The sequence below is a fragment of the Legionella israelensis genome (genome assembly GCF_004571175.1).
GTDB classification, from domain to species: Bacteria; Pseudomonadota; Gammaproteobacteria; order Legionellales; family Legionellaceae; genus Legionella_D; species Legionella_D israelensis.
On sequence record NZ_CP038273.1, the window covers coordinates 2,800,743 to 2,817,037 of the forward strand.

Here is a 16,295-nt window from a genome sequence, read left to right on the forward strand (position 1 = left end):
ATGAAAATTTTAGTGACAGGCGGAGCAGGGTTTATTGGCTCTGCCTTAATTCGCCATATTATTCATCGGACTTTGGATACAGTCATCAATGTCGATAAATTAACCTATGCAGGAAATCTGCTATCACTTGAAAGCGTGATGGAAAGTGAGCGGTATTTTTTTGAAAAGGTCGATATATGTTCTTTTGAAGAAATGCAGCGTATTTTTAAGCACCATCAGCCAGATGCAGTGATGCATTTAGCAGCAGAGAGTCATGTTGACCGTTCCATAGAGCATTCGCTTTCATTTATAAAAACCAATGTATTAGGTACGCATGTTTTGTTGGAAGCAGCGCGAGTTTATTGGCAGGGGTTGCCTGAAAAACGTAAACAAACTTTTCGCTTTCATCATATTTCTACAGACGAAGTGTTTGGAGATCTTGAAGATTCCTCTGCTCTCTTTAAAGAAACCACAGCTTATGATCCAAGCTCACCTTATTCGGCAAGTAAAGCCAGCTCTGATCATTTGGTAAGAGCCTGGTATCGCACCTATGGCTTGCCTGTTTTAATCACGAATTGTTCAAATAATTACGGCCCATGTCAATTTCCTGAAAAATTAATCCCTTTAATGATTTTAAATGCGCTGGATGGAAAACCATTGCCTGTCTATGGAAATGGCCAACAAATACGTGACTGGCTCTATGTGGATGATCATGTAGAAGCGCTTTATCTGGTACTGAATAAAGGTGTAATTGGTGAGACATATAATATCGGTGGTCATAATGAGAAGACCAACATCGATGTGGTTCACAACATCTGTACTTTATTGGAAGATTTGGCAGCATGTAAGCCCGCGGGTACAAAGAAATACAGCGATCTAATCACGTTTGTGAGCGACAGGCCAGGACATGATCAGCGATATGCTATCGATGCCAGTAAAATCCAAAATGATTTGGGTTGGGCTCCTAAAGAGACTTTTGCCAGCGGCTTACGGAAAACCATTGAATGGTATCTTCAAAACCCTGTCTGGGTCAATCGCGTAAAAGATGGCAGTTATCTAAGGTATTCTGCTAAATCAAACCATCTTTGTTTTTCTTGAGTTATGAAAATTTTACTTTTAGGAAAAAATGGCCAACTAGGTCGGGAACTGCAATATTCTCTTAAGCCCTTAGGCGAACTGATTGCATTGGACAGAAACAGTGATATTTGCGGCGATCTTACCAATTTAAAAGCCCTGCACCAGACCATTCTAACACTGACACCGGACATAATTGTAAATGCCGCCGCATATACCCAGGTTGATAATGCAGAAAAAGAAACCGAACTGGCATATCTTGTTAATGCGAAAGCACCGGAAGTGATGGCACAGGCCTGTGCTTCAACAGGTGCTTGGTTTATCCACTATTCAACAGATTATGTTTTTGATGGAAGTGGAACATCTCCCTGGAAGGAGTCAGATATCACCAGGCCACTTAACGTTTATGGGAAAAGCAAGCTGGATGGCGAGAAAGCCATTATAAATTCAGAATGCAATCATTTGATTTTTAGAACAAGCTGGGTTTACGGGGCGCATGGCAGCAATTTTATCAAGACTATTTTGCGCCTTGCTCGCGAAAAGTCTTCTCTTAATATCGTCTCTGATCAGATTGGCGTTCCCACAGATGTTGAATTATTGGCCAATGTCAGTGTAAATGCAATTAAAACTGTATGGCAAAACCCTGAGCTTGGAGGTCTTTATCATCTTGCTCCTTCTGGTGAAACTTCCTGGTATGATTATGCCAGATTTTTAATCAACGAAGCTAAAAAAATCAGGAAGGATTATCTAATACAGGATATTTATCCCATTACTTCAGAGGAATATCCAACTCCTGCACAACGCCCTCTTAATTCCCGATTGGATACGACAAAACTGACAAGCCGCTTTTCAGTTGACTTACCTGAATGGAAAACAGGAGTTGTTAGAACGCTTGGAAAAATTTTAGGATCTGCATTATGAAGAAACGTAAAGGCATCATATTAGCTGGGGGCACGGGAACGCGTCTGCATCCCATTACTTTGGGAGTATCCAAACAGATGTTACCTGTCTACGATAAACCAATGGTCTATTATCCGCTATCGGTCTTAATGTTGGCAGGTATCAGAGAAATACTTATCATTTCCACTCCTGAAGATTTACCAAAATATCATGCTTTGCTGGGCGATGGACATCAGTTTGGCATAGAGCTAAGCTATGCTCCTCAACCTTCCCCGGGAGGTTTAGCCCAAGCCTTTATTATCGGTGAAGAATTCATTAATGGTGATAACAGCTGCCTGATTTTGGGAGATAATATTTTTTACGGTCAAAGTTTTTCCGTGAATTTAAAGGCTGCTTCAGCAAGAGAAGAGGGCGCTACCATTTTTGGTTATCATGTTTCTGACCCGGAGCGTTTTGGCGTGGTGGAATTTGATGAACAAGGTCGTGCTATCAGTATTGAAGAAAAACCTGCAAAACCTAAATCCAGTTATGCGGTGACAGGGTTGTATTTTTATGATCATCGTGTCACAGAAATAGCCAAAAACATACGCCCGTCTGCAAGAGGCGAGCTTGAAATAACGGATATTAATTGCTTTTACCTTGAAGACAAAAGCCTTAATGTTGAATTACTGGGAAGAGGATTTGCCTGGCTCGATACTGGAACACACGATGCTTTATTAGAGGCAAGTCATTTTGTACATACCATTGAGCAACGTCAGGGGTTAAAAATTGCCTGTTTGGAAGAAATTGCATTTCATTCAGGTTGGATTGACGCTGACATGCTGCATCAGCAAGCCATGCGTTTTAATAAAACAAGCTACGGGCAATATTTGTTCAGGCACTTAAATGAGGTGGCGGGATGAGATTTATCCAAACTGACATTCCAGACGTAGTCATTCTTGAACCTGTAGTCTTTGAAGATGACCGTGGCTGGTTTATGGAAAGTTTTAACGAGCCTCGCTTTCATCAGGGACTAAAGGACTTAGGTTTACCAATTCCTCCGTCTTTTGTGCAAGATAATCACTCTTGCTCTCAAAAAAACGTTCTTCGTGGATTACATTATCAGCTTCCCCCTCATGCTCAAGGCAAGCTTGTACGTGTAACTAAAGGAGCCGCTTATGATGTGGCTGTTGACATCAGGAAGGGTTCGCCTACGTTTGGTCAGTGGGTGGGAGTTGAGCTAACGAGTGAAAATAAGCGTATGCTCTGGATTCCTGAAGGTTTCGCTCATGGTTTTCTCACCTTAGAAGACGATACCCATTTTCTCTATAAAACAACTGACATTTACAGTAAGAAATGTGAGGAAGCTATTCGATGGAATGATCCGGATTTAAATATTCATTGGCCGGTCTCCAGTGCCCCTGTGCTTAATGAAAAAGATCAGATTGCTCCTTTTCTAAGTGAACAGACTAAAATTTTTTCTTTTAAAAAGCCATCTGCCTCAAAACTTGTGGATTTAAAAATAATCGGTGATGTTCGGGGCAGTTTGATAGCCTTGGAAAAAAACAGTAACCTTCCTTTTAGTTTACAGCGTGTTTACTATATTTTTGATACTAAATCAGGGGTAAGTCGAGGGTTTCATGCGCATCGCAAATTACAACAACTTGCCGTTTGTGTTTCTGGTAAATGTCGTATGGTCCTTGATGATGGTAAAAAAAGAGAAGACGTCTGGCTGGATTCGCCGGCAAAAGGATTATTAATCAGTAATATGGTCTGGCGGGAAATGCATGATTTCAGCGAAGATTGTGTTTTGGTCGTATTAGCCAATGAGCCTTATAGCGAATCTGATTATATTCGTGATTATAATGAATTTCTTAAGGAGGCAATGAATGAGTAAAGATAAAAAGCTGGTACTGATTGGTGCTGGCGAACTTGCAAGAATTGCTTATGAATATTTTACTTATGACTCTGACTATGAGGTGGTTGGTTTTTCGGTTGAAAAGGGCTATTTGAGTGAAACCACACTTTATGATAAGCCTGTGGTTCCTTTTGAGGAGATTACTGAGCATTTTTCACCGAAAACGTATGAAGCTTTTGTCGCTGTTCCTGCCTCTCAGCTAAACCGCTTGCGTACCCGCCTTTACAAAGAGGTAAAAGCAAAAGGCTATCGCTGTGCTACGTACATCAGCTCACATGCTTTCGTATGGAGAAATGCGGAAATTGGGGAAAACTGTTTTATTTTTGAAGATAATACGATTCAGCCTTTCGTCAAAATCGGTAATAACGTTATCTTATGGAGCGGCAATCATATTGGACACCGAGCTATAATTGAAGATAATTGCTTTTTATCATCTCACGTTGTCGTTTCCGGTTATTGTCATATTGGTGAATCTTGTTTTCTTGGTGTGAACTCAACTTTGAATGATAAGATCATCATCCCACGTGATTGTGTCATTGCCTCAGGATCCCTTGTTTCTAAAAGCTTACAAGCGCCAGAAAAGATTTATTATGGAGCTCCTGCCAAGGAAATGCCGAAAATAAGTTCTTTCAGCGTGAATCTTTAAGGCACTAGGCATGAAGTGGAAAAAGCACGGGCTTGTTTTTCAGCACAAACAAGAGACGCAGGGCGATTGGTGCGTCTCTTCAGCTCTGACACCCACACCCATATTGCTCAATTCGGAAACGATTCGAGTATATGCTGGCTTTCGAGATAAAGAAGGTACTAGTCGCATTGGATACGTGGATCTGGATGCAGCTGATCCTTTCAGAATAAAAAAAGTATCTGAGCAACCTGTTTTGGATATTGGAAGAGCGGGTTGTTTTGATGATAATGGTGTCATTTTAGGTGATATCATTCCTTATAGGGATCATTATCGAATGTATTATGTGGGTTTTCAGCAAGTTAAAAAGGCCAAATTTTTAGCTTTTACCGGTGTGGCCGACAGTAAGGATAATGGCGAAAATTTTGAGCGGATTTCAGAGGCCCCTGTTTTGGATCGTGCTCATGGCGCCACAACCATCCGTGCTGTTCATTCCGTGCTTTTTGAAAATGGTGTATGGAAAATTTGGTATGCAGCAGGGGACGACTGGTGCTTTATTAATAACACGCCATATCCTCGCTATAACATCTGGTATACTGAATCTGGCGACGGTGTTTCCTTTCTACAAAAAAACTCACTTTGTATCGACGTAGAAGGGGATGAGTATAGAATTGGCCGTCCTTCCGTCTATAAGCGAAATGGACAGTATTATATGTTTTATACAAAAGGCACAACCAGTGGTAAGGATTATTTCCCGGGTCTTGCCGTATCGAATAATGGAATAAACTGGGAAAGAACGGACAATGAGTTAGGATTGAGTTTATCGAAAGAGGGCTTTGATTCCATTCATTTATGTTATCCAAGATTAGTGACGGTAGAGAATAAAACATATTGTTTTTATAACGGAAATAACATGGGAGTGGATGGCTTTGGTTTAGCGGAGCTTCTGGAATGGTAATTTGCCAACCTTATCAAGCTGATCATAAAGATAACTGGAATGGCTTTATAGAAACTTGTAAAACGCCTTTATTTTTTTTTAAACGGGAATTCGTTGAATACCATTCCGATCGTTTTATTGATGCTTCTTTAATGTTTTATCAGCAAGATCGCCTAATAGCGGTTTTTCCTGCCTCAAAACATGATGAAATCTTAATTTCGCATGGTGGCCTGACATATGGTGGCTTACTGTTATCGGATAAATTACGATCTGATGTTGTTGGTGAAGTTGTTTATTCTCTTGCCAAACATGCCTGGGACAACGGTTATCATAAAATCCTGTATAAGGCGATCCCTTATTTATTTTATACACAAGGTGCACAGGAAGATTTGTATTTTCTTGTCAATCGTTTGGGGGCGAGAATCTTTCGTCGCGATTTATCCAGCGTGATATATCTGGACAATCGCATGAAACTTTCTAAAGGACGAAAATGGCTAATTGCAAGGGCTAAAAAATCAGGTCTTAATGTAACGTCTTCTCAAGACTGGGCTAATTTTCATGATTTACTCTGCACAGTGCTGTCTCGGCATGGAACAGCTCCTGTCCATTCAATGGAGGAGTTGGAAAAATTATCTCAGCTCTTTCCTGCAAATATTCAATTAAAAATTATAGAAAAGAATAATACTTTACTGGCTGCCACCTTATTGTTTAAATTTAATTCTACGGTTCACACCCAATATCTTGCAACCAATGAAGAGGGTAAAGAACTGGGGGCTTTGGATTTTCTGGTTGAAAACAGTATTGAAGAAAGTAAACAGAATGGATTTAAATATTTCAGCTTTGGTATTTCAACTGAAGAACAGGGAAAAGTTTTAAATGAGGGGCTCATTGCTCAAAAAGAAAGTTTTGGTGCTCGTGGCCTGGTCCTTGATGCTTACGAGGTGAATTTAAATGATAAGTTTTCTTGATTTAAAAGACATTAACCAGGAATCTGCTGAAGAGCTAAAGCAAGCCTGTGCGCGGGTTATTGATTCAGGCTGGTATATTGCCGGCAGTGAACTCAGACAATTTGAAGAACGGTTTGCAGCATACTGCGGTACAAAATATTGTGTTGGTGTGGCCAATGGTCTTGATGCCTTGACTCTGACCTTAAGAGCATGGAAAGAGCTTGGCAAAATTAAGGAGGGGGATGAGGTTATTGTTCCAGCCAACACCTATATTGCCAGTGTTTTAGCCATCACAGAAAATCGTCTCACTCCTGTTTTCGTGGAACCTGATGAACATTCCTATAATATTACACTGGAAAATATTAAGGCAGCCGTGACGGCAAAAACGCGTGTGATTTTACCCGTGCATCTTTATGGTCGCCTGTGTGAAATGCAGAATATAATTTCCTTTGCCAAAAAACATCGTTTATTGGTTTTAGAAGATGCAGCGCAGGCACATGGTGCAAGTTCCAAGGGGCGTAAGGCAGGAAACTGGGGTGACGCAGCAGCATTCAGCTTTTATCCCGGTAAAAATCTTGGTGCTCTGGGCGATGCAGGAGCTATTACTACCAACGATATAGAGCTGGCAAAAGTCATACAGGCTCTAGGTAATTACGGTTCTCATGAAAAATATAAAAACCTTTATCAAGGAGTCAACAGCAGGCTGGATGAGCTTCAGGCAGCCATGCTGACAGTTAAACTTAAATACCTGAATGCACAAACCGAGAGACGGCAAAGGCTGGCGAGAATGTATATGGAAGGGATAAACAATCCTGTTTTGACATTACCTTCTACACCTGCGCATGAACAGCATGTCTGGCATTTGTTTGTGGTGCGCTGCACAAAACGTGAATTGCTGCAACGCCATTTAAGTGCGGCTGGAATTCAAACACTTATTCATTATCCTATCCCTCCACATAAGCAACAGGCCTATCAAGAGTTCAATGAATTTTCCTACCCTGTTACCGAGCGAATTCATAAGGAAGTTTTAAGTTTACCGATAAGTTCAGCCATGCCTGCGGAAGATGTACAAAAAGTGATTGATGCCTGCAATGCTTTTAATCCCGATCAGGTTAATTTATGACATTAATTCGAACCAGCCTACTTAATGGAATTGCTGTACTGGTCAGGATTCTGACTTTGCTGGGTATTAATAAGCTGCTTGCGGTTTATGTTGGGCCGGTAGGTTATGCGGCCTTAGGTCAATTTCAGAATGCGATGACAATGATTACAACCTTTGCAAGCGGCGCCATCAATACTGGTGTGACTAAATACACAGCGGAATATTATGATGATGAACAAAAACAGCGTACCGTCTGGAAAACGGCAGGCACCATTGTTTTTATTGGTTCACTCATTACATCCATCCTTATTGCAATATTCAGTAAGCCAATGGCGGTATGGTTTTTAAAAAGTGAAGGCTATTCCGGTGTTTTTCTTTGGTTTGCTGCCAGCTTAATCTTTTTTGTCTTTAATGCTCTTTTGTTGGCCATCCTTAACGGAAAAAAAGAAATTGAGCGCTATGTTACCGCTAACATCTCTGGAAGTTTGTTTGCCCTGGCGATTACAGCTGTATTGGCCATAAATTTTGGGCTGTTTGGGGCTCTGGTTGCATTGGCTATTTTTCAGTCTGTCACTTTTTTTGTTACTTTGTTGCTTTGCTATCGTGCGCATTGGTTTAAATTTTCCTATTTGCTGGGCTCTTTTGACAAGAGAGTGGCAAAAAACCTTGCTAAATACACACTGATGGCCCTCTCTACTGCAGCCTGTGTACCCATCAGTCATATTTTTATACGAAAGCATCTTGGAGCGACTTTAGGCTGGGAGGCAGCAGGTTACTGGGAAGCGATGTGGCGACTAAGCGCAGCTTACCTTATGTTGGTGACTACCACGCTTAGCGTTTATTATTTGCCGCGATTATCCGAAATAAAAGACTCTGCAGAATTAAAAAAAGAAATTATCCAAGGGTATAAAACCATTTTGCCAGCTGCTTTTTTTTGTGCTTTTTTAATGTATGTTTTGAGAGATGTTATCATTCAATTACTTTTTACCAGTGAATTTTATCCGGTGAGACAGCTTTTTTTAGGACAAGTGATTGGTGATGTCTTGAAAATAGGAAGCTGGATAATGGCTTATCTTATGTTAGGGAAAGCCATGACGAAACATTTTATTCTTACAGAAATCATTTTTTCAGCCAATTTTTATTGTATTGTGGTATTAATGACAAACTGGTGGGGACTGCAAGGCATTTCATGGGCCTATGCCATTAATTATTTACTCTACTGGTTTGTGATGTATTTACTTGTGTTCAGAAATATAAAGGATAGCGCTACCGTATGTGTGCAATCATAAGTTATTTAATACCAAGCTATAATCATGCCAGATATTTGCCTGAATTTTTGGATAATATACGTTCCGATATTGAGCAGATGGATCTTAGTGCAGAAGTAATCTTGCTGGATGATGGTTCAACGGATAACTCTGTCTCCATTATAGAATCATGGGCTGAAGAGAATAAAAACAAATTTAAAATAGTGTATAAAACTCAGGAGAATAAAGGGATTACCGCGGTTTTAAACAACTTAATTGATATGGCAGAAGGAGAGTATCTTCGTCTTTGTGCTTCAGATGATGTCATTGTTCCGGGCAGTACTAAAATGCTTTACCAGCAATTTAAAGAATATCCGGAATTATCCTGTGTTCTTGGTGATGCTATAGTCATTGATGAAAACAGCAATATTCTTCATGAAAGTTCTATTGCTTATCATGGTGGGAAAAGAGAACGTTTGCAAAAACCTGAACAACTGGTTAAGGAATTGATACAGAATTGGTGTGTGGCCGGGCCTTCCCATCTTATTAAAAAAAATCATTATCAGCATATCCGGTACGATGAAAGCGCACGTATTGATGATTATGATCTTTTTTTATCTTTACTCTATTTTCCAAATTCGGTTTTTTATGTAAATATCACTGCGTGTTTATACAGAATACATACGAGCAATACATCAAAAACTAAAGATCCAAAACAAAGAATAGAAAATATCAAATCATTTTTGACCATAATCAACAAACATCTTGAGCACGATGCATTAAAACATTATTTGCTTCCTGTTAAGTATAAAACAACAGCGAAAATATATTATTTAGAAAAAAAATATATTCGATGTGTGTGGAGTATGGTTTTAAGCCTGTTTTTTAATCTAAAGGATGGTTCATGAAATGAATTATTGTCTTAATTCAATGGCATTTTATTTTTTTCTACCTTTATATATGGCAACGGCTTTATTATTCATTTTTTTTAATGTTCCTGAGGAATTTTATTTTGGCATTTTCAGTTTATTGACCTGCGTTACTTTACCGGTATTATTTAGCATGCTGGTCTTTCCTTTGCGAATGAATTTGAATCAATATTATCAGGGCATTAAAAATCGACCGCAATACAACTTTATTATTTTGCCATTTTGTTTTTTTATTATTCTTTTTGCTCCTTTAGATATATATGTGAATGGTTTTAAATGGTTTGACCCGATAAGTTATTCAGATGTGCAGGGGGTGGGGCGATATATACGTCACGTTACTATTCTTTGCTGGGTTCTCGTTCCTGTGGCATTCCTTTATATTCATCGTCCTGTTATAAAAATAGCGTTTATTCTTTATGCCATTTTGTTCCCAATTATTATTGTGGATAGGAATCGCTTTTTTATTTCAGGCTATTCCTTATTTCTTTGTCTCGTTTTTACCTATAATTCCATTCAGTCCAAAAAACTAAAAAAAATAAGCAAAATATGTTTTTATTTTTTGCCCGTTGCTGCTGTATTGATATTTTCCATAATAGGAAAATTTAGAAGTGGAAATGCTTTTATGGTTGATTCATCTGGTACTTTTTTGGCCGAGGGTTACTATCCTTTGTCAGAGACCTTTTTGCATCTCCCTTATCTTTTACAACAGGTGGTGATTTATATAGCCACACCGATACTTAATTTTTCAACTGTAGTCGCTGAGAATTTTATAAATCCTGACTTTTTATTAAGTCAATTTTCACCTTTTAGTCGGGATAATTTTGAAGCTTATCCTTTTTCTCCCATCCTGGTTCCAAGGTTTAACGTGGGTACTGAATTTTATCCCTTTCTTTTATATGGAGGGCTCCCATTGGTTATTTTGGCTATTATTTTTTTAGTCCTCAGTTTCAATGTGGCCTCGTTGTTATTTAAAAAATATCCTAATATTTTTACTTTTTTAATTTTTATAAAAATTTCTTATAGTGTATTATTCATGGGCTTTGCACCTCAATTTTTTATTTTTTTAAACCTTATGTTTGTAGTTTTGATGATGTTTTTATGGTTTTTTTCAGCCTTTATAAAAGATTCCCTTGGACATTCCAGAACTCATGAACGTATTTTTGATGGGCGTTTAAGACTATCCTAACGGCCAAAATATTAATAATTCTGAGAAATACAGATGAAAAATAGAGAAAATGCTTTTGATTTAATTCGACATTTTGCCGCGTGTCTGGTTCTTTACAGTCATCATTATGCCTTATCAGGTTTTCCTGAGCCTACTTTTCCTCATTGGGATAGTTACGGCTTTGTGGCAGTGGCTATTTTTTTTGCCATTTCCGGTTATTTTATGCCGGCTAGTTTTACCAATTCAGGGGATTTTTTAACGTACATGGAAAAACGTTGTCGCAGAATTTTTCCTGGTTTAATTGTATGTTCGTTTATAATGTGTTATGTGATAGGAAGTATTTTTACTCCCGAACCCTTTTTCAAATACATAACCGATCTTTCAACGCTTAAAACAGGGGTGTTATTTTCTGCGTTCATCGGAAGACCTATTCCTGGCGTTTTTTCTGATTTCATTTTTAAAGATGCCATCAATGGCAGTTTGTGGACCTTACCCGTTGAATTTCTTAGTTATATTATTTTAGGTATTGCACTTTGTTATTCTAACACATGGAAGCCTGTGTTTATGTTATTTATGGCTTCTGCAGTGACTACTACGCTTATTTTTTCTCACAAAATGGCTGATTTTTCTTTTTATGCTGTTCCCATCAGTTTCCTGGCTATTTTTGGTGTTGCATTTACAACCGGCTCTTTAATGTCCATGACGAAGAAGCACTGGTTTCGATTGCGGTGGCATCTTGCTGTTATCTCAGTTGTTTTTCTTATTATTTTTCAGGGCCGTCCTGAAATGTCGGTACTCGGCACCATGAGCCTGGCTGTTTTAACCATTGTTATTGGCGTTTCTTTTCGGGACAAACTAATCAATGGAAAGTTTGATATTTCCTATGGTATTTATATTTATGCATTCCCTATACAGCAGATAGTGATCAATCGTGTGACTCATCAATTCTGGATAAGTATGCTTCTTGCATTCCTCTTTACATTCATAGCTGCCTATTTATCTTATCGATTTGTGGAGAAGCCTTTTCTATATGTCAATGCAGAGAAAAAAAAGAACCTGGCTTCTTTTGCAAAATCTCAAGGTATCATTGGATGAAGAGGCGTGTCTGTTTTCAATTGAATTGAAGAGGATTTTATATGGGAGCTGAGCAAACCATATCAAAATGTGCTGTTCTTCTGACCGTTTATAACGGCAGGCAATATCTTGAAGAACAGATGAAGAGCATTCTGAATCAAACGGATGTTCAGGTCACAGTGTTTGCAAGTTCCGATATATCCAATGATGGTAGTGAAGCCTTGCTCGACAAGTTGGCTGCTGTAGATGAGAGAATCGTTATACTGCCTCACGGCATGAAATTTGGAGGAGCTGCAAGAAATTTTTTTCGCTTGATTCGGGATGTTGATTTAAGCCGATTTGATTATATTTCTTTTGCTGATCAGGATGATATTTGGCACGTTGATAAACTTATAAAAGCTGTAACTATCTTGAAAAAATCAGATCATGACGGTTATTCCAGTAATGTTATAGCCTTTTGGCCGAATGGAAAGCGCAAATTAATTCATAAGGCGCAGCCTCAGAGTCAATGGGATTTTATTTTTGAGGCAGCGGGGCCCGGGTGTACTTATGTCATGAGCTCCAGGCTTATGCAAGCCATCAAACAATGCATGCTGGAAAACTGGGATGCGCTGCAGTCTGTCAGTTTGCATGACTGGTTTTGCTACGCTTTTGCCCGTGCCAATGGATATAAATGGTATATCGACGCAGAGCCCTCTATGTTGTATCGCCAACACGGAAAAAATCAAGTGGGTGTTAACTTCGGTTTAAAGGCTTATACTTATCGACTTAAAAAAATGACCAATGGCTGGTGGCTTTCCCAGGCAAATTTAATTGCTAGTTTAATAGGAATGAGAGAAAATCCTTTTGTAAAAAGTTGGACCAGACTTGGGAGATTAGATTTATTGCGACTAGCGGGTAAAGCCTTCCAATGCCGACGGAATGTCCAGGAAAAATTCGTTTTTTTATTGATGTGTTTAATTTTAGCCATTACAGGGCAGCAAGAAAAGATCAATAATTTAAACACAAACAGGTATTAATATATTTGATAATAAGGCAGGGTGGATGAAAGAAGGAAGGCTGTATGTAATTGATGGCCTGCGCGGGTGGGCAGCGTTAATCGTTTATTTTTTCCACCTTCGTGGTCTGTTTTATCTTAACGATAAAAACTTCTTTGATCAAATTTTTGGAAAAACGCCCCTGCAATTATTGGTTGATGGTGAAGCGGCTATTTTTTTATTTTTTATATTGAGTGGCTTTTCATTAAGCTATAAATTTTTTATGGAAAAAGACAATCGCTATCTTCAAGAAGCTGCCCAGTACCGGTACTTCAGATTAGTTGTTCCGGTTTTTTTTGCTCTTTTGTTACCTTATATTCTTATTACATTTAATTTAATGTTTAATTCTCAAGCTTACTTTGGCGCGTATGAAAAACATTTTACTGTTTACGAGATGTTTAAGTACTCTTTCTTTGAACTTCCTTTTAAATATGGAGCTAGTCATGCTGTGTTTGGCCCTGTTTTCTGGACCATTTATTTAGAATTTACCGCTTCTCTGATTATTTTTTCTCTTCTTGCACTATTTGGAAAATGGAATTTACGATTTTTGCTTTACATTTTATTAATTAAGTTAACTTATTCAATGCAAGCATTTGCCAGTTTTTACTTTTTATTTCTAGTAGGAGTTATTATATGTGATGTATTTTGCTTGCAAAAAAAATATGCAAACACAACAAAAAGATATGTGTTAAAAGAAAAGCAAATGTGGGGTGTATTGTGTCTGGCTTTGTTGATTTTGTACTATTATATGACTGTAATATTAGGATATAAAATATTTACTCATCGTTCAAAATATTATTTCTTGATGTTGTTGTTTATCGCCAGTTTGTATCTTCCCATTTTGGGCGATTTTTTTTCTTCCCGATTATCTAGATTTCTCGGGAGGATATCTTTTGCTGTTTATCTGATTCATTTCCCGATACTTTGTTCTTTTGCCTGTGTGATTTCTAACTCAATTAAACATCAATATTCCTTATTTATTTCTTCCTTTATAATATTGCTGGTAACAACGCCTGTGGTTTTGTATGTCGCTTATCTATTTACTGTTTTTATTGAGGAAAGATTGTTAATTTCAATAAAATCAACTTTAAGAAATATCGGGAAAAGCAGAAATTTGGTGGAAGCGGCAAAGCCAACTTTTTATGGAGCCCTTTTTAGTAAAGCAAATATTGAAAACAAGGCAGCTAGCATGGATACTACCATCCCTAATTAATTTTTATTAGATTTTTTTAACATGGCATTTATGGAGAATAAATGCAAAAAGAAATTTATCAAGTGACCAGTTTACGTTTTTTTGCCGCCTTGCATGTGTTTTTATTTCATCTGCAAATATATTGGCATATTAGTACAATTCCAGGTATTGGGCGCTTTTTAATGGAAGGGGCCTGTTCTATGGGATTGTTTTTTATTTTGTCAGGTTTTGTGCTTGGTTACCGATTTCATCAAGGCGTTTCTAATTACAGAAATTATTTATTCAGTCGTTTGACACGCATATATCCTGTCTATATTTTAGCAGCACTCGTCACAATTCCCTGGCTGGTCATCTCATTAACTCCTTATGAATCAAATTTGATGCTTTTAAAGTATCTGTTTGTGATTTTTACTAACATCCTGATGATTCAGGCATGGATGCCGCAACTTTTTAACATATGGAACGGCGGAAGCTGGTCTATTTCAGTTGAAATGTTTTTTTATGTTTTGTTCCCTTTTTTAGTAAATCATATAAAAACATTAACCAATAAACAATTGTTTACAGCTTTACCTGTTTTATATCTCTCTGCCTCTATTCCAGGCATCTCATGGATATTATTTACCAATAATGCAAACAATATTATGTTTTACTCAATACCGATTTTCAGGGTTTCAGAATTTATCATCGGTTTAATTTGTGGCCTGCTTTTTGCAAGGGGTGTTCGAGTACCTCGCGCTAACTTTATTTGTTTTTGTTGTTTTATCTTCGGCTTTATCTATCTTGCCTTAGGTCCTTCTTTTGGATTTTCTTTTGTGACTAATAATTTTATTATGGTTCCTCTTTATTCTTTTTTAATTTTTAGTGCGGCTTCTCTTTCATCGGGGTTTCTATATAAACTGTTAACACAAAATACGCTCGTTTATTTAGGCCGAATCAGTTACTCATTTTATTCTTTTCAGGCTTTAGTGCTTATGACGCTTCTTACAAAATATAATTTTATAGTAAATAAATTTCCTTTAATGATAAATCCATATGCCTTAGGAATAGTCAGTTTTCTTAGCCTGACCATTATTGCTTCAATCTCACATTACTATATCGAAACTAAATTCAGGAATTATTTAAATAATAAATATAAGTTGAAACTCCAGGATGCTTTGAAAACATCTTTGGCTACTGCGAGTTAACACCGTTAAACAGGATCAAGACAAAAAATGAATGAAAAACTATTGATAACGGGTGCGACAGGATTTATAGGGAAAAGGTTGGTCAAAGCCTGCATAGCAAAAAAATACAACATCCGAATTGCAGCAAGACAAGATACGACCAGGGTCTTTGAGTCATGCGTTGACCATTGCCTCATCAGTGATATTTCTGCCAATACAAATTGGGTTCCTGCTGTAGAAGGTTGTCATGTGGTTGTTCACACGGCAGCTCGAGTCCATGTGATGAATGAAAAAGCCTCCGATCCCCTTGCTGAATTTCGTCGTGTCAATGTAGATGGTACTTTACAATTGGCAAAACAAGCCATAGCTCAGGGTGTAAGGCGTTTTATTTTTATCAGCTCCATTAAGGTGAATGGAGAGGAAACTACTGAAAGCAAGGCATTTAAAGCCGATGACCCGGTAAATCCAACCGATGCCTATGCTATTTCAAAATATGAGGCAGAGCAGGGATTACTTAAATTATCAGCCGAAACAGGATTAGAGGTGGTCATTATCCGCCCACCTTTGGTGTATGGTCCAGGTGTAAAAGGAAACTTTCAGAGAATGCTGCAATGGTTAAAGCGCGGTATACCGTTACCGTTTGGAGCTCTCAAAAATAAACGTAGTTTTGTGCATATTGATAATTTGATTGATTTGATTATTTGTTGTGTTGGGCATCCTAATGCTTCAAATCAGATTTTTTTAGTCAGTGACGGAGATGATTTATCCACGACAGAACTGTTACAAAAAATGAGTTATGAGCTTGGTAAGCCTCCTCGTTTATTACCTGTTCCCAGTGGTTTGTTAAAAGCGGTTACTACAGTATTAGGTAAAAAGGGAATGGCTCAACGGCTCTGTGGCTCATTGCAGGTAGATATAGCAAAAACTCAACTTCTTTTAAATTGGCAACCGGTAGTTAAAATGGCAGATGGCTTAAGGTTGCTAGTGATGGAAAAATGAATACTACAGCCAAAGATTTATTTTTAGAACT

Annotated in this window: 16 protein-coding genes; all 16 read left to right on the forward strand. The window is 38.0% G+C overall.

Features of this window, described 5'->3' with window-relative positions; genetic code table 11:
* Genes rfbB through E4T55_RS12955 form a run of 16 tightly spaced genes read left to right on the forward strand, consistent with a single transcriptional unit; the run spans position 1 to position 16,264 of the window.
* Positions 1–1,077 carry a dTDP-glucose 4,6-dehydratase gene (gene rfbB / locus E4T55_RS12880; protein WP_058500578.1) on the forward strand — a complete coding sequence of 359 codons (1,077 nt, stop codon included), beginning with the start codon at positions 1–3 and terminating at the stop codon, positions 1,075–1,077.
* Positions 1,078–1,080: 3 nt separating this feature from the next.
* Positions 1,081–1,974 carry a dTDP-4-dehydrorhamnose reductase gene (gene rfbD, locus E4T55_RS12885; RefSeq protein WP_058500577.1) on the forward strand — a complete coding sequence of 298 codons (894 nt, stop codon included), beginning with the start codon at positions 1,081–1,083 and terminating at the stop codon, positions 1,972–1,974.
* The gene (gene rfbA, locus E4T55_RS12890) at positions 1,971–2,855 is read left to right on the forward strand and encodes a glucose-1-phosphate thymidylyltransferase RfbA (protein ID WP_058500576.1); all 885 of its coding nucleotides are present in this window, start codon (positions 1,971–1,973) and stop codon (positions 2,853–2,855) included. The genes rfbD and rfbA overlap by 4 nt, the downstream gene beginning before the upstream one ends.
* Positions 2,852–3,829 carry a dTDP-4-dehydrorhamnose 3,5-epimerase gene (rfbC, locus tag E4T55_RS12895; RefSeq protein WP_058500575.1) on the forward strand — a complete coding sequence of 326 codons (978 nt, stop codon included), beginning with the start codon at positions 2,852–2,854 and terminating at the stop codon, positions 3,827–3,829. The genes rfbA and rfbC overlap by 4 nt, the downstream gene beginning before the upstream one ends.
* Positions 3,822–4,496 carry an acetyltransferase gene (locus E4T55_RS12900; RefSeq protein ID WP_058500574.1) on the forward strand — a complete coding sequence of 225 codons (675 nt, stop codon included), beginning with the start codon at positions 3,822–3,824 and terminating at the stop codon, positions 4,494–4,496. Before rfbC ends, E4T55_RS12900 begins: the two co-directional genes overlap by 8 nt.
* Positions 4,497–4,506: 10 nt before the next feature.
* Positions 4,507–5,430 carry a glycoside hydrolase family protein gene (locus tag E4T55_RS12905; RefSeq protein WP_058500573.1) on the forward strand — a complete coding sequence of 308 codons (924 nt, stop codon included), beginning with the start codon at positions 4,507–4,509 and terminating at the stop codon, positions 5,428–5,430.
* Complete coding sequence (locus tag E4T55_RS12910) at positions 5,424–6,377, forward strand: GNAT family N-acetyltransferase (protein ID WP_058500572.1); 954 nt, start codon at positions 5,424–5,426, stop codon at positions 6,375–6,377. Before E4T55_RS12905 ends, E4T55_RS12910 begins: the two co-directional genes overlap by 7 nt.
* Positions 6,361–7,479, forward strand: a complete 1,119-nt coding sequence (locus E4T55_RS12915; RefSeq protein WP_058500571.1) for a DegT/DnrJ/EryC1/StrS family aminotransferase — start codon at positions 6,361–6,363, stop codon at positions 7,477–7,479. The genes E4T55_RS12910 and E4T55_RS12915 overlap by 17 nt, the downstream gene beginning before the upstream one ends.
* Positions 7,476–8,747 carry an O-antigen translocase gene (locus E4T55_RS12920; protein ID WP_058500570.1) on the forward strand — a complete coding sequence of 424 codons (1,272 nt, stop codon included), beginning with the start codon at positions 7,476–7,478 and terminating at the stop codon, positions 8,745–8,747. The genes E4T55_RS12915 and E4T55_RS12920 overlap by 4 nt, the downstream gene beginning before the upstream one ends.
* Positions 8,732–9,613 (forward strand): glycosyltransferase, encoded by an 882-nt coding sequence (locus E4T55_RS12925; protein WP_058500569.1) that lies wholly within the window; start codon positions 8,732–8,734, stop codon positions 9,611–9,613. The genes E4T55_RS12920 and E4T55_RS12925 overlap by 16 nt, the downstream gene beginning before the upstream one ends.
* Position 9,614: 1 nt before the next feature.
* The gene (locus E4T55_RS12930) at positions 9,615–10,820 is read left to right on the forward strand and encodes a hypothetical protein (protein WP_058500568.1); all 1,206 of its coding nucleotides are present in this window, start codon (positions 9,615–9,617) and stop codon (positions 10,818–10,820) included.
* 33 nt (positions 10,821–10,853) lie between these two features.
* Positions 10,854–11,894 carry an acyltransferase family protein gene (locus tag E4T55_RS12935; RefSeq protein ID WP_058500567.1) on the forward strand — a complete coding sequence of 347 codons (1,041 nt, stop codon included), beginning with the start codon at positions 10,854–10,856 and terminating at the stop codon, positions 11,892–11,894.
* Positions 11,895–11,935: 41 nt separating this feature from the next.
* The gene (locus E4T55_RS12940; protein ID WP_058500566.1) at positions 11,936–12,892 is read left to right on the forward strand and encodes a glycosyltransferase; all 957 of its coding nucleotides are present in this window, start codon (positions 11,936–11,938) and stop codon (positions 12,890–12,892) included.
* A gap of 25 nt (positions 12,893–12,917) precedes the next feature.
* Positions 12,918–14,123 (forward strand): acyltransferase family protein, encoded by a 1,206-nt coding sequence (locus E4T55_RS12945; RefSeq protein WP_058500565.1) that lies wholly within the window; start codon positions 12,918–12,920, stop codon positions 14,121–14,123.
* Positions 14,124–14,164: 41 nt separating this feature from the next.
* Complete coding sequence (locus E4T55_RS12950) at positions 14,165–15,286, forward strand: acyltransferase family protein (RefSeq protein ID WP_058500564.1); 1,122 nt, start codon at positions 14,165–14,167, stop codon at positions 15,284–15,286.
* A gap of 27 nt (positions 15,287–15,313) precedes the next feature.
* Positions 15,314–16,264 (forward strand): UDP-glucose 4-epimerase family protein, encoded by a 951-nt coding sequence (locus E4T55_RS12955; protein WP_058500563.1) that lies wholly within the window; start codon positions 15,314–15,316, stop codon positions 16,262–16,264.
* The last annotated feature ends 31 nt before the right edge of the window (positions 16,265–16,295 follow it).